The following is a 16,712-nucleotide window of genomic DNA, read 5'->3' as shown; positions in this document are numbered from 1 at the left end:
CCCTGTGCCAAATTTCTTTCTCATTATACCGCACGGGAGTCCGTCAGGCAAGCGCTCCGCCGCCTCAGGCGGCGGGTACGCTGCGGGCCCGCTTAGGGAGGGGTCCGGTCCGCTCCCGCCGCCCCAGCCGGAGGTGGACCGCCAGCGTCATTCCTCCGCTGATCAGCAGGAAGCTGTAAAAGCTGATCCCCCGGGAGACCAGCACCGCCGGGGTGACCAGTCCCGCGCCGAAGAAGAGCTTCATGGCGGTGACGAATCCCCCTTCGGAGGCGCCCACCGCCCCGGGCAGGGGCAGGCTGGCCACCGCCAGGGTGATCAGCGCCTGGGTGCCGATGATGTCCAGCGCTCCGCTGCCGGCGAGGCCGAACGCGTGGTACACCGCCAGGGGCACGGCAAACAGGGCGGTGAGCTGGAGCACCGTCAGCCCCAGCAGCACGGGCACCAGCCCCCGGTTGGCCCGCACACACTCCGCCCCGCGGCGGTACTCCTCCATCTGCTGTTCCAGCTTGGCCCGGGCGGCGGCCTCGTCCCGGACCAGGCGCAGCCGGACCAACAGTCCCAGCACGCCGCCGGTGAGCTTACGGGCCGCATTGGGCAGGAACATCAGGCAGAGCATTCCCGCCGTCAGCACGCCGTTGACCAGTCCGCCGAAGAGCAGCAGCAGGCCCAGTCCGCCCCCCAGGTTGCGCACCAGGTCAAAGCGCAGCACCGCTACCGCCAGGGCGTAGCCCACTACCACCACCTGGTAGCACACGGCGATGAGCATCATGTTCAGCGCGCCGTGGGCGGCGGGGATCTGGTCCCGGGACATGCAGTACACCTGGGCCGGCTGTCCGCCGGTGGCGGATGGAGTGATGGAGCTGACATAAAAGCCCACAAAGGAATAACTCAGGCAGCGCCGGTAGGAGGTCTTGTGCCCCAGCCGCCCCAGGATGAGGCGGGAACACATGGCCTCGCACCCCACAAAGGCCAGCATCAGCCCCAGCCCCAGCAGCAGCCAGGCCGGGTTGAGCCGGCGCAGGATGCCGGCCAGCTTGGCAAAAGGCTGGTCCCGCAGCAGCAGAAAGCCGGTCAGCGCCATCAGGCCTACGATGAGGGCCATGCCGGCCAGGTTCTTTTTCCGGTCCATCAGGCGCACACTCCTTTCTCTGCCTCCAGCCCCGCCAGAATGCGGTTGAGGCTCTCCTCCTCCAGCTGGGCCTTCATGGCCCGCATATGCCCCGCCATCTCTTCCAGGGCCGCGTCGTCGTAGATGAGCGAACGGATGGCCTGCAGGCACTCCTCCGGCTCCTTGGGAGCCACCCGGCCCAGGCCCCGGCGCACCAGGAAGCGGGCGTTGTTCTTCTCCTGCTCCAGGAAGGGCTCCCAGGCCAGCATGGGCAGCTCGGAGAAGATGGTCTCAAACAGGGTGATGCCGCCGGGCTTGGTGAGCACCAGGTCGGAGGCGGCCATATAGTCGTAGACCCGGTCGGTAAAACCCAGCACCTCGATGTTCTGGTACCGGCCTGCCAGGCGGTCATAGAGCTTCTGGTTGCGGCCGGTGATGATGGTGGTACGCACCCCCGGCAGGGCGTCCAGCGCCTCGTAGAAGGCGTCCTTCCGGGGCAGCAGGCCCAGCCCGCCCCCCATGATGAGCAGCCGCCGCTCCCGCCCGGGGCGGCGCTGGATGGGCCGCTTGAATTCCGAGCGGACGGGGATGCCGGTGACGCAGATGATATCCCGGTCCACCCCCTTGGCCGCCAGACGGCTGCGGATGTCCCCCGAGCCCACCAGATAGCAGTCGGTGTACTTGTGGATCCACTCGGAGTGGCTGGACAGGTCGGTCACGCAGGTGATGAGGGGCAGGGCGCTGCCCGTCTCCCCCTTCCAGCGGGACACCATCCGGGCACAGAGCGGATGGGTGGCGATAACCGCGTCGGGCCGCTTTTCGGCCACCAGGGCCTCCAGTTTGTCCAGAAACAGGTCCTCAAACAGGGGCCGGTCGTCGGCGGGCAGGTCCTGGGTCAGCTTGTAGTAGAGATTGAACAGCCCGCTGCCCCGGGTGACCAGCAGGTTGAAGCATTTGTACATGGCCTCGGAGGCGTTGGGCATGGCCTCAGCCACCAGATCCAGCACCTCCACCTCGGCGCCAGGGAACGCCCGCAGCAGCTGCTGGCGCAGAGACTGCGACGCGGACCAGTGGCCCATGCCGAATTTTCCCGTCAGAATCAGAATACGCACGGTTGTTCCCTCCTTTACACGCTCAGTATAAAAGAGGATTCTTTAGAAAACCTCGCCGTATTTCTTAAAAAGTAATTAAGATATTTTAACAATATCTTCCGGCAGCGGACCGGGCGCCCGGGTGCACAGGGCGGCCCGCCAACCGTCCCCCGCATAGGCCCGGAAGGCAAGCCCTTCCCACACGCCCTCCTCCCCCGGCCGGAGCAGGGGGACCGAGATGGTCCGGGGGGCCTGCCGCAGACCGGTGCCCAGGCACTTCACTTTGGCCTCTTTCAGAGTCCAGAGCGTATAAAAGCCACCCCAATCTCCTCCCAGTTGTTGAAACCAGGCCCGTTCCGCCGGAGAAAATACAAAGTTTTCCAGTCCTGCCCGTCGGGGACGCACCCGCTCCAGGTCCACCCCCAGGGGGGCCGCCCCCACGCCGCACAGGGCCAGTCCCCCGCTGTGGCTGAGGTTGAAGCAGAGATCCGGCCGATCCGGAAAAAAGGGTTTTCCGTTTTCGTCCCGCGCCAGGCTGGGCCGCTCCGCCAGGCCGTACTCCCGCTCCAGGAGCGTCCCCAAGAGGGCGTGGGCGTCCCCTTCGGCCATCCAAAGCACCATCCGGGCCACCTCCTTTTCCTCCATTATATCCAAAAGGGGACGGACGGTCAAAGACCGTCCGTCCCCTTTGCCGTTCACGGCGCTTCAAAGGTACCCAGGAAGAGGGGGATGCCCCGCTCCAAATCCACGATGCCGTAAAGGAAGGGCCGCTGGAAGCTCACCACCTGCACGGAGGAGGCCCCGGCCCCCGGGGCCGCTATGGTAAAGGCATAGGCCTTGGTGCCCTGCTCATCTACCTGGATGCCCGCGCCGTGCTCCACGGCGCTGAGGTAGAGGGGCGCGCCGTCCGGGCCGGTCCCCATGGCGGACAGATCGGCCAGGCCGGGATCAAAGGCGTCGGTCAGGCCCATGGCCTTCAGCGGCTCCACCAGGGAGCGCTTCCACATGGCCTCGAATTTGGGCAGCCGGAGGACCAGATACCGCTCCTCCGCCCCGTCCATCAGCTCCGACAGGGCGGCGCTGTCCAGCTCCTCCAGCCAGTCCCCCAGTCCGGTCCCCTCCGGGGGCAGGAGCGCCAGGAAGGCCAGCCGGCTGTCCTTGTAGGGCAGGAGGACCCCCTCGGCCCCGCCCCCGCTCAGGTAGCGCTCCGTCCTGCCGCCGCTGTTCATCATAGCTACCGCAGCCTCGGAGCCGTCAGCCGGATGGAAGGGGTAGTCCTGCTCGGTCTGCTCGGGCCGGAATGTCTCGGCCCACTCTCCCTCGAAATAGAGGGCGTTGACGATGGCCAGCATGGTCTCGGGCTTAAGCGCGGCGACGGCGTCTTTGATGTGCCCGCCGGTGTGCTTCTCGATCCAGGCGTTGATGTCCCGCCGGGTGGCGTCACCGGTGAAGTCGGCGGCAAAGACCTCCGCGCCGTAGGTATCGGCGCACCGGCCCACGAAGGGATCTTCCACCTGCGCCCGCCCGTCCAGCCAGAGGCTGCCGGCCATGTCCAGCTCGTCCTCATAGTCGGCCAGCAGGGAGGCGGCGTTGGCGTTGAGGGCGTCCAGCTCCCCGCCCAGCAGGTCCTCGAACTGGCTCAGGGTCTCCCCCGCCGCCCCGTTGGCGGTCATGGACAGGCACAGCAGAACGGACAGGGGTGAGAGGAAGGTGTTTTCTCCCTCCTGCCGGGTCTGGCGGAGCAGCTCCAGGCCGAAATCCCCCAGGGCGGCGTCCAGGGCGGCGTCCGCTCGGGCCTCCACCGGCGGGACGGACTGGGCCGGCTCCAGGGCGGCGGGACCGGCGGCGCAGCCCGTCAGCAGCAGCAGGGTCAGGATCAGCGGCAAAATACGTCCTTTCATTTCCATCCCCTCCCGGATTCTGATTTGCTTTTTGGACGGCTTTGGAGGTAAAATGTTCCCGTGTACTTTCTTAAACGCTTCTTAAGACTTTTCCCCGACTGCTCTTAATGCTTTTCTGATATTTTACTATCATTCCATGAGGTGATTTCTATGAATACCATTCTCATCTGTGACGACGACAAGGATATCGTCTCGGCCCTGGACATCTATCTCACCAGCGAGGGCTATGCCACTATCAAGGCCTACAACGGCCTGGAGTGCCTGGAGCTGGCCGCCAGCCAGCCGGTGGACCTCATCCTGCTGGATGTGATGATGCCCGGGCTGGACGGCATCCGCACCACCGCCAAGCTGCGGGAGAGCTGCAATGTACCCATCATCCTGCTCACCGCCAAAAGCGAGGACAGCGACAAGATCCTGGGTCTGAACATCGGTGCGGACGACTACATCACCAAGCCCTTCAACCCCATCGAGGTGGTGGCCCGGGTCAAAAGCCAGCTGCGGCGCTATACCAGCCTCGGCGGCAAGAACGGCGGCGGGACGGACACGCATTCTCTGCTTACCAACGGCGGGGTGGCGCTGGATGACGGGGCAAAATCGGTGACGGTGGACGGGGAGCCGGTGAGCCTGACTCCGCTGGAATACAACATCCTGCTGCTGCTCATGAAGCATCCGGGCCGGGTCTTTTCCACCAGTCAGATCTATGAGTTGGTGTGGAACGACCCCTCTCTCGGCTCAGAGAACACGGTGGCCGTCCACATCCGGCACCTGCGGGAAAAACTGGAGATCGACCCGGCCAATCCCCGCTACATCAAGGTGGTCTGGGGGCTGGGGTACAAGATGGAAAAGCTCTGAGCACCAAGGAGATGTGATCTGATGAAACAACTGCGCACCTGCCTGGCCGCCAAACTGGTCGCCGTGCTGCTGGTGCTGGCGGCGGGGGTCGGCGGGTTCTGGTCCACAGTGTTCATCCTCTATCAGTGGGACACTCTGTGGCTGGGCACCAACTACTATACCAGCAACGACTACTACCAGGATGTATCCAACCGCGCCGTCCAGGTAAGGGAGTTGGCCCGGCTGCTCCAATACCGGGAGTGGCAGGACACCCTGCCCTACCTGGACCAGCGCCGGCTGGACATGCTGGTGGAGGCGCTGGACGCGGAGCAGACCAACTTCCGCTTTGCTATCCGGCGCAACGACACCGGCACGCTCATCTACACCAACGTGGAGGGGACCGCCCCTCTGGAGGAGTGCGTCCACGCGGTGGAACAGGACACCGTCATTCCCGCCCTGAATGCCGACGCCTCCGGCCGGGACTATTTCGTCTGGAACGGCGAGAAGGATTATTACCTGCTCTACGTGGTGCTGGAGGACGAGACCGAGCAGCTCATCACCCCTGACGACGCCGCTCTGGCCGCTCAATACGGCTACACCTTCAACGGTTATAACTGGAACTATGATCAGACCAGGGACAGTCGGATCACCCAATCCGAGCTGGTGCTGGAATACGGCGTCACCGATCCGCTCACCGTCCACGATGAATTCTGGGACAGCTATCTGGACTACCAGCAGTACGCCCGGTATCTGCCCACTCTGGCGATCATGGCGCTGGTGCTGGACATACTGACCGTTGGGGGACTGGTCTTTCTTCTGCGGGCTGTGGGCTGGCAGAAGGGGCAGCCGCGCCCGGTGCGGGGCTGGCTGGAACACATCCCCCTGGATGTGCTGCTGTTTGGGGCCTTTTGGGCCATCATCCTGCTGCTCAACGCCGGCGACTCCATTGCCTACGGTATGAATGTCACATCGCTGACCAGTGACCTGCTGGGCGGCATGTGCTGCATCAGCCTGGCCATCGGCGGCTGTGTCCTCATTCTCTCCGTCACCCTGGCCACCCGGATCAAAACGGGTACGGTTTGGACCAACAATCTCTCCTATCTGATCCTGCGCACCCTGTTCCGGGGCTTCCGGGCCGCTGCGCTGAGCCTTCCCATCACCGGTCGGGTGATCGTGCTGTTTCTGCTCTACCTGGTGGGCTGCCTTCTGTCCACCTACAGCATCCTGCTCACCCTGCTCTACCAGGGCTTTGTGCTGTGGTGCCTGTGCCGGTGGACCCTCCAGTGGGACCGCCTGCGCCGGGGCACTGCCCGGATCGTGGGGGGCAACCCCGACTTCAAGATCGACACCCACCATATGTACCACGATCTGGCCCGGCATGCCGGACAGCTCAACGACCTGGGCACCGCGATCAGCACCGCCGTGGAACAGCGCATCCAGAGCGAGCGGTTCAAGGCCGAGCTCATCACCAATGTCTCCCACGACCTCAAGACCCCCCTCACCTCCATCATCAACTATGTGGACCTGCTGAAAAAACAGGAGATCCAGAACCCCAAAGCGCTGGAATACCTGGACGTGCTGGAGCGGAAGAGCCAGCGGCTGAAGAAGCTGACGGAAGACCTGGTGGAGGCCTCCAAGGCCTCCACCGGCACCCTGCCCGTCCACCTGGAACGGCTGGGCATGGTGCAGCTGCTCCAGCAGGCCCTGGGCGAGTTTGAGGAAAAGTTTATCGCCAGCGGCCTGACCCTGGTCCCCTCCTTTCCGGAGGAGGAGGCCTACATCATGGCCGACGGGCGGCACCTGTGGCGGGTGCTGGACAACCTGCTGTCCAACTGCAACAAGTACGCCCTGGAGGGTACCCGGATCTACCTTGACATATACCGGGAGGCGGGCCAGGTCTTTCTGTCGGTCAAAAACATCTCCCGCCAGCCTCTGAACATCCCGGCTCAGCGGCTGATGGAGCGCTTTGTCCGTGGGGAGGAGTCCCGCAGCACCGAGGGTTCCGGTCTGGGGCTGTCCATTGCCCGCAGCCTGACCGAGCTGCAGGGGGGCGAGTTCCGCCTGGACATCGACGGAGACCTGTTCAAGGCCACCCTTTCCTTCTCCGAGGTTTTGGAGGGCCAGCCCCGTTTCCAGCTGTCCGATCAGAAGGCATAAAAAACGCCCCCGGCGGTACCAACGTACCGCCGGGGGCGTTTGATCGTATTCAGTCCAAAAACTGGATCCCGGCGCCGATGACGCCGTCACCGATATAGACGCTGAGGGTGGCGTCCATGGTTCCTTCCCAGCAGTGTTCATAGTCAGGGAAGCGTTCCTTGACCCGGCGGGCGAACTGCTCCATTTCCTCCGGCGCGCCGCCGTTGGCCACACCCAGATTATAGCGCCGCCCCGGCTGGAACCTGGCCTGCATCAGCTCCAGGATCTTGTCCTGTACCTGCCGGCGGCCCCGGACCTTGGCCACGCTCTGCAGCTGTCCGTCGGAGGCAAAGGAGATCACAGGCTTGATGGACAGCAGCGTGCCCGCCATGGCGGTCACCTTGCCGATCCGCCCGCCCTTGTAGAGGTATTCCAGCGTATCCACCGAGAAGAACGGATAGGTGTTGGCCATGAGGTGCGGGGCCCGCTCGTCCACCAACTGCCGCCAGGTCAGGCCGGCCTGGATCTCCTCCCACAGCTGCAGCACCGTGATACCCATTCCCAGCGAACCGCTGCGGGAGTCAAACACGGCGATCTCCAGGTCCTCCCTCTGCTCGGCCTGGAGACGGACCATGTTGTACGTCCCGGACAGGCCGGAGGAGAGCATCACAGCCGCAACTTTTTCATACCCGTCGGCCCGGATCTGGTCCAGGGTATCGCTGACCACGCCGCCCTCGGGCAGCGAGGTGCGGGGCAGCTCGCCGCCGCGCAGACGGCGATACACATCCTCGGCAAAAATATCCACCCCGTCGGAATACTCCCCGTCGGCACAGCTGATCTTCAGCGGCACCACATAAATGGGCTTTCCCTGCCGCATTTCCGCAGGCAGGTCGGCGGTGGAATCGGTGAGCAGCGCGATCTTTTCAGGGTTTGACAAGGCTATCATCCTACTCTATAATTAGTCACATAACATTGTTATGCCATCATTATAGCGGCTGTACGCCGCAGATGTCAAGGGGAAGAAGGAATCCAGATGGATTATCGTCAGCGCCGGAAGCAGCAGGCCCAACAAACCGAACAGGCCATCCTCCAGGCCGCCCTGGACCTGTCCCGGGAGCACAGCTTTGACCGGGTCTCCGTCCGGGATATCTGTCAGCGGGCCGGCATCACCACCGGGGCCTTTTACCACCATTTTCATTCCAAGGAGGACCTGCTCTCCCGGGGCTTCTCCCCGCTGGACCACTACATGGAACAGGCGCTGGCCGGTCATGAGGAGGACACGCCTCCCCAGCGGCTGTGGCGCATCCTGTCCACCTACGCCGCTTTTCTGGAGGAACAGGGCTGGGAGCTGGTGGCCCGCTACTACCAGCGGCGGCTCAACGCCCCGGACGACTCCTCCAGCATGGACCCCACCCGCTATACCCTGCGCTCCATGCTGGAGTGTCTGCGCCAGGCCGAGGAGCAGGGGCTGCTGCTGCCGGGCTGGTCCACCGAGTGGACGGCGGATTTCTTCTTCCGCCACTTCCGGGGCGTGGTCATCGACTGGGTCCTCCATCGGGGCAGCTATCCGCTGCTGCCCCGTCTGGAGCAGGACTATACGCTCTTCCGCCAGATCTTCCAGAGCCGGTGATCCCGCCGGGACAGGCAAGTTTTCCCTCCTGAACGCATACCCATTTCAGGACGGAGGTGAAGTCCATGTCCCGGCTGTTATCCAAAGAGCGGGTACGCGATCTGTTTCTCTGCCTGGCCCTGCTGTGCGCCACCCTGGCCCTGCTGCTCTATCCCCAGCCCGCCATGGAGGCGGCCAAGAGCGGCCTGAAACTGTGCTACAATGTCATCATTCCCGCCCTGTTCCCCTTTTTTGTGCTCTCTTCACTGGTGGTGGAACTGGGGCTGGCCGGATACCTGGGCCGGCTGCTGGAAGGGGTGATGCGCCCCCTGTTCGGGGTAAACGGCGCCTGTGCCTCGGCCTTTGCCCTGGGGTTCATCGGCGGGTATCCCGTGGGGGCCAAGACGGCCATCAGCCTGTATGAAAACGGCATGTGTACCCGTACCGAGGCCGAGCGGCTGCTGGCCTTCTGCAACAACTCCGGCCCGGCCTTTATCCTGGGCGTGGTGGGGGCGGGCGTCTTTGCCAGCAGCCGGGTGGGGGTGCTGCTCTATCTGGCTCACGCCGCCGCGTCGGTGTGCATCGGCCTGTTGTTTCGCTTTTATGGTTCCGGCTCCGGCTCCGGCAGGCAGGAGCACGCCCCTCGTCCCCACTTTCAGGCCCAGCGCTTTACCGTCGCCTTTACCGGCTCTATCAAGCAGTCCTTTCTCTCCACGCTCAACATCTGTGCCTTTGTGGTGTTTTTTACCGTAGTCATCCAGCTGCTCATCCGCTCGGGCTGTCTGCCCGCCCTGGCCGGCGCGCTGGGAACCCTGCTGGCCCCCTTCGGCCTGACCCCGGAATGGGCCCAGCGCCTGCTCACCGGCATACTGGAGATCTCCTCCGGCGTATGGACCCTGTCGGGAGACGGCTCCCTCCCCGGCCGGCTGACCATGGCGGCTTTCCTGCTGGGCTGGGCGGGCCTTTCGGTCCACTGTCAGGTGCTCTCCTTCATCGGCGGCAGCGGTCTGTCCGTGGGGACCTATCTGGTGGGCAAGCTGCTCCATGGCGGCCTGTCCGCCCTGTTCATCGCCGTGTTGGTACGTCTTATCCCCCTGGAGGCCCCGGTATCTGACTACCTGGCCGATCAGGTGGCCGGTATCGCCGGGGTGGACTTCAGCCGGGCCCTTACCCTCTCGCTGGTGTCGGCCTGGGTGGTCTTTCTCTTCTACCTGTTGGTGGCCGTAGTGGCGGCCGGAAAAAAGCTTGGCAAGCACCGCAACTATATGCTATAATAAAATGTCTGAAAAGAGGGAGGGAAGCGGCATGCTTTTTCAAAAGGATATCGAGCCCCGCTGCGCCTATTGTGAGCGCGGCACGCAGTTGGATGAGGATAAGATCCTCTGCTCCAAAAAAGGGGTCGTTTCCCCCGGCAGCAGCTGCCGGTCCTTCCGCTACGACCCTCTCAAGCGGGTCCCCCCTCCCCCGGTGGTGCCGGACTTCAGCCGCCTCAAGGATGAGGATTTCACTCTGTAAATGCGGCAAGGGCGGGCGCAGATGCGCCCGCCCTTCTTCTGTGCGTTTCCCCTCAGCCAAACAGCACCCGCACCGCCCAGGCCGCCGCCACAAAGCCTGCCAGGTCGGCACACAGGGCGGCGGGGACGGCGTACCGGGTGCGGACGATGCCCGCAGCTCCGAAGTAGACGGCAATGGTATAAAACGTCGTCTCGGTGGACCCCAGCATAACGGCAGCCGTACGGCCAATGAGGGAGTCCGGACCGTAGGTGGCAATGAGCTCGGCCCCCACTCCCAGCGCGGCGGAGCCGCTGACCGGCCGTACCAGCATGAGTCCCACTGTCTCCGGCGGGATGCCCAGGGCGGTCAATACCGGGCGGAGGACATCGGCGGCCAGCTCCAGCGCGCCGGAGGCGCGCAGCATGTACACCGCCGTGAGCAGCCCCACCAGGGCGGGGGCGATGCGCGCCAGCACCCCCAGTCCCTCCCCCGCTCCCTGGACCAGCGCGTCGTATACATCCACCCGGCGGGCCAATCCGTACAGGGCCACCCCGGCGATGATCATTGGGACCAGCATGGTAAAAAACAAATCCATCCTCAATCCCTCCAGAGCCGGGCAAAGCACTTGGCCGCCACGATTCCGGCCGTCACCGATAGCGCGGAGGCCAGCCATACTGCGGGCAGGATGTCAAAGGGGGCGGTACTGCCTGCGGCCATACGCACACTGGCCACAGTGGTGGGGATGAGCTGAATGGAGGCGGTGTTGCACACCACCAGCAGGCACAGCGCGTCGGAGGCGGTGCCCGGAGTCCGCCGGCTCATCTGCCGTGCGGCCTGGATGCCCAGCGGGGTCGCCGCGTTGCCCAGCCCCAGCAGATTGGCCGACACATTGGCCGCGATGCTGTCCATCACCGCCCGGTCCCGGGCAAACTCCGGGTACAGCCGCTTGAGTACCGGCCGCAGCAGGCGGGTGAGGGCCTGAGACAGGCCGGAGCGCTTCATGACCTCCATGACCCCCATCCACAGGCAGAGCACCCCCGCCATGGACAGACACAGTTCCACTGCCGCCGCCGCTCCCTCCATGGCCGCCGCCGCCACCGCCGGCCCATTTCCCGTGGCCAAGCCGCACAGCAGCGCAGCCACCACCATTCCCGTCCAGATCAGCGCCATCGCCATCCGGCTCACCTCCTCTGTTTTCCTCTCACCTTATGCCACCGGGGCGGAAAACATGTCTCAGCCCGCCAAACGCGCTTTTTACGGGATGTGAAAGACTCTTTTAACCTTTTCTTAAATTTCCAGATTTCGATTGACATTGCAATACATCATGTTATAATAATGTCAGTTTATAGTTGATAGTGGAAAAAAATAGAAAAGCGTAGAGAAAGGAAGTACTTGATATGAAGTCAACCGGAATCGTTCGGAAAGTCGATGAGCTTGGACGAATCGTGCTCCCGATCGAACTACGTCGTACACTGGACATCGCGGAGAAAGACTCCCTGGAAATCTATGTGGACGGCCCCTCTATTGTACTGAAAAAGTACCAGCCCGCCTGCATTTTCTGCGATGACGCCAGAGATGTGATCAATTTCCGCGGCAAGAATGTATGTCCCAACTGCATCCGGGAGTTGCAGGGAAAATAAATTCATTTTTATCGCAGGCTAAACCCCCCATTGCCCTTCCAAGAAGGGCAATGGGGGGTTTTTTTCATGTAACGGTGATTTCATAAATATACAATTTGTAATATTTGGTTTTCAATTTTTTCCCAAAATAGGATATTGATTTTTCACAGTCTGGACTTCATTTTAAGCTGTGGATCGTCTCAGCAGCCTTCTTTGCCCACTGCCAGGGCGTAAAGCTCATTTTTGGGCAGCCCGGTCTCCTTCACGGTCTGCTTCACCGCGTCCCGGAGGGAGTGGCCAGTCTCCCGCAGCTCCTCCACCCGGGCCAAGCCCTGCTCCAGGGTGATCTCCTGTTCCTCCGGCTCAGGGGCGCCCTCCACCACCAGTACGAACTCGCCCCGGGGTGGATTCTCGGCGTACCACTCCACCGCCTGGCCCAGGGTGGTGCGGCGCACCTCCTCGTGGAGCTTGGTCAGCTCCCGGCACAGGGCGATCCGCCGGTCGGGGCCAAAGGCGGCGGCCAGATCCTCCAGGGTGGCGCAGAGCTTGTGGGGGGCCTCATAGAAGAGCATGGTCCGCCGCTCCCCCGCCAGGGACTCCAGGTGGGCGCGGCGGTTTTTCTTGTTCATGGCCAGAAAGCCCTCAAAGGTAAACCGTCCCGTGGGCAGGCCGGACACCGCCAGGGCGGTAATGAGGGCGCAGGGACCGGGGATGGCCACCACATCCACCCCATTCCGGGCGCACAGGGCCACCAGATCCTCCCCCGGGTCGGAGATAGCGGGGGTGCCCGCGTCGGTGACCAGGGCACAGCTCTCCCCCGCCAGCAGGCGGCCCAGCACCGCCTGCCCCCCCGCCTCGGTGTTGTGGCGGTAGTAGGAGATCAGGGGCTTTTTCAGCTCCAGGTGGTTGAGCAGCTTCAGGGTCACCCGGGTGTCCTCGGCGGCGATGAAGTCCACCTCCGCCAGGGTATCCGCCATCCGCTGGGAAATGTCCCCCAAATTGCCGATGGGGGTGGGTACCAGATATAAGGTTCCGGCCATGTCAATTCCTCCGGTCAATAAAGTGTACGGGCAGCACCTGTAACCCCGGCCTGCCCTGCCGCACCCCCTCCGCCAGCACGGCAGAGGGCGGCGTGTCCAAACTGTGCTGCACCAGCTGGAGCCGCTTGGGCTCGATCCCGGCGGCCCGCATCCCGGCAAAGACCTCCGCCAGCCGCTCCGGCCGGTGGACCAGGGCGAACCGTCCTCCGTTTTTCAGCAGCCGCCCGGCAGCGGCGCACCAGTCGTGCAATCGGGCCTCCTCCGTCCGGGCGGGCCCGCCGGGGGCGCCGCTGCCCGCCTTGAAGTAGGGCGGGTTGCACACCACCAGGGAAGCCGTCCCGGCGGGGAGCATCAGCTCCCGGATATCCCCGGTGAAAATGGTTCCGTCCAGGCCGTTTTCCGCCAAATTCGCCCGGGCCAAGGCGCTGTCCGCGGAAGAGCGCTCCACCCCGGCAAGCGTCAGTTCCGCTTCCCGCCCGGCCAGCAGCAGCAGCAACGCTCCCGCCCCGCAGCCCAGGTCCCACACCCGGTCCCCTCTGCGCACCGTGGCAAAGGCCCCCAGCAGCAGGCTGTCCTGCCCCAGGGGAAAGCAGCTGTCCGATTGGCGGTAGACGTAGGGCCCCAGCTGTTCCGGGGCCCTCATCCCATGTCCTCCAGCAGGCGGCGGGTGATGCGCCCGGTGAGGCCCCAGATGGGGTGCCCCGGCCAGTCATACACCGGCACCGTGACCTTGCCCCCCCGCCAGCGATAGCCCTGGGGAAAGCCGATGCGCTCATAGGGAAAGTCCTCCCCCACCTGGGGGAGCAGGTCGTAGGTGTACACCGCCGGCGGGTGCTCCAGCAGCCAGTCCACCGGCACGGTGAAGGTCTCCTTCACCTCCGCCGGGCTGGGGACGATGGGGGCCCCGGGGTCCACAACGCCCAGAATGGGGTGCAGCACGAAGCCGCCCTGGTGGGTCACCAGGTCCAGTTCGGCCACCACCTCCACCGCCTGGGGTGGAATGGCCAGCTCTTCCCAGGTCTCCCGCAGGGCGCAGTCCACGGGGGTCTCTCCCGCCTCCATCTTTCCGCCGGGGAAGCACACCTCCCCCGGCTGGCGGCCCAGCTGCTCCGAGCGCACCTCATAGAGCAGGCTCAGCCCCTCCGTCCGCTCCACCAGGGGCACCAGCACCGCATATCTGGCCCTGATATCCTGTATCTCAGGCACATGGCCCGTCCACCGGCTGCGGAAATCCGCAAGCTCCGCCTGTTTCCCCATGGGACGCCTCCTTCTGCCGTGCTCTACGACTCCGGCCGCACAAAATGGGCCAGCGGGTCCGGCCGGGTCCAGAGGACCACCGTTCCCGCCGCCCGGCTCTTCTTCACATCGATGAGCCGCTGGTTGGCGCTGCCCCGGAACAGGGCCTCGTAGGACTTCTCCGCCAGCCGGAAGGGCCCGTCCACCAGCACGTCGGTCTGCTCCAGCAGCTCCAGCGCCCCGGGCAGGTCCCCCTCCAGCAGTCTTTCATAAGTATACCCCGTATAGGTCCACACGTTCAAGCCCTTTTCATGGGCCAGACGGGCCAGCGCGGCGCACTCCTCCGCCTGGCAGAAGGGCTCTCCGCCGGAGAGGGTGAGGCCGTCGGTGAGTGGATTGCTCCCCATCGTCTCCGCCAGCTCCTCCACACCCACCGCCCGGCCCCCGGCGGGATCGTGGGTGTCCGGGTTGTGGCAGCCGGGGCAGTGGTGGGGACAGCCCTGGGTAAACACGGTGAAACGCAGACCGGGGCCGTCCACAATGGAGTCGGACACCGTATTGGCGATACGCATCATAACACTTATCCTCCTTCTTCTCCAAAGCGCACAGATAGGGGCCGCTGTCCACAGCGGCCCCTATCTGCGTTCCCGTCGGTCAGTCTACCGTTCCAACATAGACCACCGTTTGATTTGCCATGTGCAGCAGCCCGTTCTCCGCATACCGGTCGAACAGCCCGGACAGCGCCCGCAGGTATTCCGGATACCGGGCATCGCCCGGCCGCAGGGAGTAGGAGCCGGACAGGCTGCGGCGGAGAAAGCCGTCCTTTTCATAGCAAAGGGGATGTTCAAATTCCCGGTAGGCATACCCATGCCCAAACAACTGCCGGATCCGGGCGTCGTCCTTCTGAATGCCGCCCCCAAAGCCCCGGAAGGCTGGGCAGTACTCCGAGAAGATCCGGAAGCTGTCCCGGTTCACCGGGTCGGATGGGTCCCGGATGTTCCAGATCAGGAAAACCGGCCCGTTTCCCCGCAGGATCCGCCTGCACTCCCGCCGGAACCGGAGCGGGTCGAACCAGTGGAAGGCCTGAGCTGCCGTTACGCAGTCTACCGACTCCGCCTCCAGCGTGGTCGCCTCCGCCGTCCCGTTTATCACCCGGCACCTGGGGCAGGCGCTCAGTGCCCGGGCGGCGGCACCGCGCATGTCGGCGTTGGGCTCCACACAGTATACAAAGCTGCCCCGGTCCAGCAGCTGTCCGGTCAGCTTACCGGTCCCGGCGCCCACATCGGCGATCACCGACGCCGCCGAAAGACCGTACTCCCCATACAGCGCGTCCAGCAGGCCCCGGGCATAGGTCGGACGACCGGCGGCATACACCCCGGCCAGGCCCTCAAAGCGCTGTGTGTGATCCATAAAGCACCGCCCTTTTTCTCCGGTGTTACCGGTCGTCCACCACCTGGAAGATGTAGAACTTCAGGTAGAGGGACTGGTCGGCCCCCCACAGCACCGGGTGGTCGGGGGACTGGGTGCGGTACTCCACCTGCCGCAGGCGGCGGTGGGCGTCCCGGGCGGCCTCCCCGATGGTTTTCGTAAACAGCTCCGGGGTCATGAAGTGGGAGCAGGAACAGGTGGCCAGATAGCCGCCGTTTTTCACCAGCTTGAGGCCCCGCAGGTTGATCTCCCGGTAGCCGGTGACCGCCTTCTTCACCGAGGCGCGGGACTTGGTGAAGGCCGGCGGGTCCAGGATCACCAGGTCGAACTGCTCGCCTTTCTTCTCCAGCTCGGGCAGCAGCTCGAACACGTCATGGCATTCGAACCGCACCCGGTCGCTCATGCCGTTCAATTCGGCATTGCGGGTGGCCTGATCCACCCCCAGCTGGGAGGCGTCCACCCCCAGCACCTCCCGGGCGCCGCCCTTGGCGGCGTTGAGGGCGAAGGCCCCGGTGTGGGTGAAGCAGTCCAGCACCCGGCCGCCTTTGGCCAGGGGCTGGATGGCCAGGCGGTTGTACTTCTGGTCCAGGAAGAAGCCGGTCTTCTGTCCCTCGGCCACGTCCACCTGGTAGCGGACCCCGTTCTCCACGATCTCCACCACCGGGTCGAAGGGCTCGGACAAAAAGCCCTTCACCCGCTCCATACCCTCTTTGAGGCGCACCTTGGCGTCGCTGCGCTCGTAGATGCCCCGGATGGAAATGCCGTCCTCGGCCAGAACATCCACCAGCAGCTTCAAAATGGTGGATTTCAGCTTGTCGATGCCCAGGGCCAGGGACTCCACCACCAGCACGTCGGAAAATTTGTCCACCACCAGGCCGGGGAGAAAGTCGGCCTCCCCGAAGATCACCCGGCAGGAGGAGGTGTCCACCGTGTCCTTCCGGTACTGCCAGGCGGCCCGGACCCGGGCTTCCAGAAAGGCCTCGTCAATGACCGCGTCCGCCTTCCGGGACAGCACCCGCACCGCGATGGTGGAGGCCCGGTTCAGAAAGCCCACCCCCAGGGGGTAGCCGTTGTAGTCCTGGATGGCCACCACGTCCCCGTCGGCGGGGTCGCCCAAAATCTCCCCGATTTCATTGTCATAGATCCAGGGGCCGCCGGCCTTGAAGGCCCGGCCCTCCCCCCGCTTGAGGCGGATGCTCGGCTGTGTCATATCTCTCTT

The 16,712-nt window shown here is 64.3% G+C and carries 19 protein-coding genes; 6 read left to right on the top strand and 13 right to left on the bottom strand.

Annotated features, from left to right (window positions below):
• Window positions 1–64: 64 nt before the first annotated feature.
• The 4 genes from WMO45_RS09415 to WMO45_RS09400 form a co-directional block, all read right to left on the bottom strand.
• Window positions 65–1,129 carry a lysylphosphatidylglycerol synthase transmembrane domain-containing protein gene (locus WMO45_RS09415; RefSeq protein WP_349140429.1) on the bottom strand — a complete coding sequence of 355 codons (1,065 nt, stop codon included), beginning with the start codon at window positions 1,127–1,129 and terminating at the stop codon, window positions 65–67.
• Window positions 1,129–2,220: an MGDG synthase family glycosyltransferase gene (locus WMO45_RS09410; protein WP_349140428.1), complete on the bottom strand. Its 1,092-nt coding sequence runs from the start codon at window positions 2,218–2,220 to the stop codon at window positions 1,129–1,131. The genes WMO45_RS09415 and WMO45_RS09410 overlap by 1 nt, the downstream gene beginning before the upstream one ends.
• A 75-nt stretch (window positions 2,221–2,295) precedes the next feature.
• Window positions 2,296–2,820, bottom strand: a complete 525-nt coding sequence (locus WMO45_RS09405; protein ID WP_349140427.1) for a 4'-phosphopantetheinyl transferase family protein — start codon at window positions 2,818–2,820, stop codon at window positions 2,296–2,298.
• Window positions 2,821–2,894: 74 nt separating this feature from the next.
• Window positions 2,895–4,100 carry a serpin family protein gene (locus WMO45_RS09400; RefSeq protein WP_349140426.1) on the bottom strand — a complete coding sequence of 402 codons (1,206 nt, stop codon included), beginning with the start codon at window positions 4,098–4,100 and terminating at the stop codon, window positions 2,895–2,897.
• A gap of 150 nt (window positions 4,101–4,250) precedes the next feature.
• Between WMO45_RS09400 and WMO45_RS09395 the strand changes: the two genes are divergently transcribed.
• Both WMO45_RS09395 and WMO45_RS09390 read left to right on the top strand, forming a co-directional pair.
• A complete protein-coding gene (locus tag WMO45_RS09395) occupies window positions 4,251–4,952 on the top strand; it encodes a response regulator transcription factor (protein ID WP_349140425.1) in 702 nt (233 codons plus the stop codon).
• A 21-nt stretch (window positions 4,953–4,973) separates the two neighbouring features.
• The gene (locus WMO45_RS09390) at window positions 4,974–7,088 is read left to right on the top strand and encodes a sensor histidine kinase (protein WP_349140424.1); all 2,115 of its coding nucleotides are present in this window, start codon (window positions 4,974–4,976) and stop codon (window positions 7,086–7,088) included.
• 49 nt (window positions 7,089–7,137) lie between these two features.
• On the opposite strand, the gene WMO45_RS09385 is transcribed toward WMO45_RS09390, so the two are convergent.
• Window positions 7,138–8,013: a DegV family protein gene (locus WMO45_RS09385; RefSeq protein WP_349140423.1), complete on the bottom strand. Its 876-nt coding sequence runs from the start codon at window positions 8,011–8,013 to the stop codon at window positions 7,138–7,140.
• Window positions 8,014–8,100: 87 nt separating this feature from the next.
• On the opposite strand from WMO45_RS09385, the gene WMO45_RS09380 reads away from it, so the two are divergent.
• The 3 genes from WMO45_RS09380 to WMO45_RS09370 all read left to right on the top strand — a co-directional run bounded on the left by WMO45_RS09380 (window position 8,101) and on the right by WMO45_RS09370 (window position 10,191).
• On the top strand, window positions 8,101–8,697 hold the full coding sequence (locus WMO45_RS09380) for a TetR/AcrR family transcriptional regulator (protein ID WP_349140422.1): 597 nt from the start codon (window positions 8,101–8,103) through the stop codon (window positions 8,695–8,697).
• A gap of 65 nt (window positions 8,698–8,762) precedes the next feature.
• Window positions 8,763–9,950, top strand: coding sequence for a nucleoside recognition domain-containing protein (locus tag WMO45_RS09375; RefSeq protein WP_349140420.1), 1,188 nt, complete (start codon window positions 8,763–8,765; stop codon window positions 9,948–9,950).
• Between the two features lie 31 nt (window positions 9,951–9,981).
• Entirely contained in the window at window positions 9,982–10,191 is a 210-nt protein-coding gene (locus WMO45_RS09370; RefSeq protein ID WP_349140419.1) for a hypothetical protein, read from the top strand.
• A gap of 52 nt (window positions 10,192–10,243) precedes the next feature.
• On the opposite strand, the gene WMO45_RS09365 is transcribed toward WMO45_RS09370, so the two are convergent.
• Together WMO45_RS09365 and WMO45_RS09360 are read right to left on the bottom strand one after the other, a co-directional pair.
• Complete coding sequence (locus WMO45_RS09365) at window positions 10,244–10,765, bottom strand: spore maturation protein (RefSeq protein ID WP_349140417.1); 522 nt, start codon at window positions 10,763–10,765, stop codon at window positions 10,244–10,246.
• Between the two features lie 2 nt (window positions 10,766–10,767).
• On the bottom strand, window positions 10,768–11,346 hold the full coding sequence (locus WMO45_RS09360; RefSeq protein WP_349140416.1) for a nucleoside recognition domain-containing protein: 579 nt from the start codon (window positions 11,344–11,346) through the stop codon (window positions 10,768–10,770).
• A gap of 221 nt (window positions 11,347–11,567) precedes the next feature.
• On the opposite strand from WMO45_RS09360, the gene WMO45_RS09355 reads away from it, so the two are divergent.
• Window positions 11,568–11,810 (top strand): AbrB/MazE/SpoVT family DNA-binding domain-containing protein, encoded by a 243-nt coding sequence (locus WMO45_RS09355; RefSeq protein ID WP_349140413.1) that lies wholly within the window; start codon window positions 11,568–11,570, stop codon window positions 11,808–11,810.
• Between the two features lie 179 nt (window positions 11,811–11,989).
• Here the strand turns inward: WMO45_RS09355 and rsmI are convergent, their stop codons facing one another.
• The 6 genes from rsmI to WMO45_RS09325 all read right to left on the bottom strand — a co-directional run bounded on the left by rsmI (window position 11,990) and on the right by WMO45_RS09325 (window position 16,703).
• Window positions 11,990–12,829: a 16S rRNA (cytidine(1402)-2'-O)-methyltransferase gene (gene rsmI, locus WMO45_RS09350; protein WP_349140411.1), complete on the bottom strand. Its 840-nt coding sequence runs from the start codon at window positions 12,827–12,829 to the stop codon at window positions 11,990–11,992.
• 1 nt (window position 12,830) lies between these two features.
• On the bottom strand, window positions 12,831–13,472 hold the full coding sequence (locus WMO45_RS09345; RefSeq protein ID WP_349140410.1) for a tRNA1(Val) (adenine(37)-N6)-methyltransferase: 642 nt from the start codon (window positions 13,470–13,472) through the stop codon (window positions 12,831–12,833).
• Complete coding sequence (locus WMO45_RS09340; protein ID WP_349140409.1) at window positions 13,469–14,086, bottom strand: NUDIX hydrolase; 618 nt, start codon at window positions 14,084–14,086, stop codon at window positions 13,469–13,471. Before WMO45_RS09340 ends, WMO45_RS09345 begins: the two co-directional genes overlap by 4 nt.
• A 23-nt stretch (window positions 14,087–14,109) precedes the next feature.
• The gene (gene nrdG, locus WMO45_RS09335) at window positions 14,110–14,637 is read right to left on the bottom strand and encodes an anaerobic ribonucleoside-triphosphate reductase activating protein (protein ID WP_349140589.1); all 528 of its coding nucleotides are present in this window, start codon (window positions 14,635–14,637) and stop codon (window positions 14,110–14,112) included.
• A gap of 82 nt (window positions 14,638–14,719) precedes the next feature.
• Entirely contained in the window at window positions 14,720–15,475 is a 756-nt protein-coding gene (locus WMO45_RS09330; RefSeq protein ID WP_349140408.1) for a class I SAM-dependent methyltransferase, read from the bottom strand.
• A 25-nt stretch (window positions 15,476–15,500) separates the two neighbouring features.
• The gene (locus WMO45_RS09325) at window positions 15,501–16,703 is read right to left on the bottom strand and encodes a class I SAM-dependent rRNA methyltransferase (protein WP_349140407.1); all 1,203 of its coding nucleotides are present in this window, start codon (window positions 16,701–16,703) and stop codon (window positions 15,501–15,503) included.
• Window positions 16,704–16,712 lie beyond the last annotated feature (9 nt).

It is taken from the genome of Flavonifractor hominis, from assembly GCF_040095835.1.
GTDB classification, from domain to species: Bacteria; Bacillota; Clostridia; order Oscillospirales; family Oscillospiraceae; genus Flavonifractor; species Flavonifractor hominis.
Note: the sequence above shows the minus strand (reverse complement) of the source record. Positions and strands in the feature narration are given on the sequence as shown.

What these genes read in the sequence shown, in the direction of transcription:
- WMO45_RS09415 (WP_349140429.1), bottom strand. Translation starts at nt 1,129, where the DNA reads ATGGACCGGAAAAAGAACCTGGCCGGCATGGCCCTCATCGTAGGCCTG.
- WMO45_RS09405 (WP_349140427.1), bottom strand. Translation starts at nt 2,820, where the DNA reads ATGGTGCTTTGGATGGCCGAAGGGGACGCCCACGCCCTCTTGGGGACG.
- WMO45_RS09400 (WP_349140426.1), bottom strand. Translation starts at nt 4,100, where the DNA reads ATGAAAGGACGTATTTTGCCGCTGATCCTGACCCTGCTGCTGCTGACG.
- WMO45_RS09395 (WP_349140425.1), top strand. Translation starts at nt 4,251, where the DNA reads ATGAATACCATTCTCATCTGTGACGACGACAAGGATATCGTCTCGGCC.
- WMO45_RS09390 (WP_349140424.1), top strand. Translation starts at nt 4,974, where the DNA reads ATGAAACAACTGCGCACCTGCCTGGCCGCCAAACTGGTCGCCGTGCTG.
- WMO45_RS09385 (WP_349140423.1), bottom strand. Translation starts at nt 8,013, where the DNA reads ATGATAGCCTTGTCAAACCCTGAAAAGATCGCGCTGCTCACCGATTCC.
- WMO45_RS09380 (WP_349140422.1), top strand. Translation starts at nt 8,101, where the DNA reads ATGGATTATCGTCAGCGCCGGAAGCAGCAGGCCCAACAAACCGAACAG.
- WMO45_RS09375 (WP_349140420.1), top strand. Translation starts at nt 8,763, where the DNA reads ATGTCCCGGCTGTTATCCAAAGAGCGGGTACGCGATCTGTTTCTCTGC.
- WMO45_RS09370 (WP_349140419.1), top strand. Translation starts at nt 9,982, where the DNA reads ATGCTTTTTCAAAAGGATATCGAGCCCCGCTGCGCCTATTGTGAGCGC.
- WMO45_RS09365 (WP_349140417.1), bottom strand. Translation starts at nt 10,765, where the DNA reads ATGGATTTGTTTTTTACCATGCTGGTCCCAATGATCATCGCCGGGGTG.
- WMO45_RS09360 (WP_349140416.1), bottom strand. Translation starts at nt 11,346, where the DNA reads ATGGCGATGGCGCTGATCTGGACGGGAATGGTGGTGGCTGCGCTGCTG.
- WMO45_RS09355 (WP_349140413.1), top strand. Translation starts at nt 11,568, where the DNA reads ATGAAGTCAACCGGAATCGTTCGGAAAGTCGATGAGCTTGGACGAATC.
- rsmI (WP_349140411.1), bottom strand. Translation starts at nt 12,829, where the DNA reads ATGGCCGGAACCTTATATCTGGTACCCACCCCCATCGGCAATTTGGGG.
- WMO45_RS09345 (WP_349140410.1), bottom strand. Translation starts at nt 13,472, where the DNA reads ATGAGGGCCCCGGAACAGCTGGGGCCCTACGTCTACCGCCAATCGGAC.
- WMO45_RS09340 (WP_349140409.1), bottom strand. Translation starts at nt 14,086, where the DNA reads ATGGGGAAACAGGCGGAGCTTGCGGATTTCCGCAGCCGGTGGACGGGC.
- nrdG (WP_349140589.1), bottom strand. Translation starts at nt 14,637, where the DNA reads ATGCGTATCGCCAATACGGTGTCCGACTCCATTGTGGACGGCCCCGGT.
- WMO45_RS09330 (WP_349140408.1), bottom strand. Translation starts at nt 15,475, where the DNA reads ATGGATCACACACAGCGCTTTGAGGGCCTGGCCGGGGTGTATGCCGCC.
- WMO45_RS09325 (WP_349140407.1), bottom strand. Translation starts at nt 16,703, where the DNA reads ATGACACAGCCGAGCATCCGCCTCAAGCGGGGGGAGGGCCGGGCCTTC.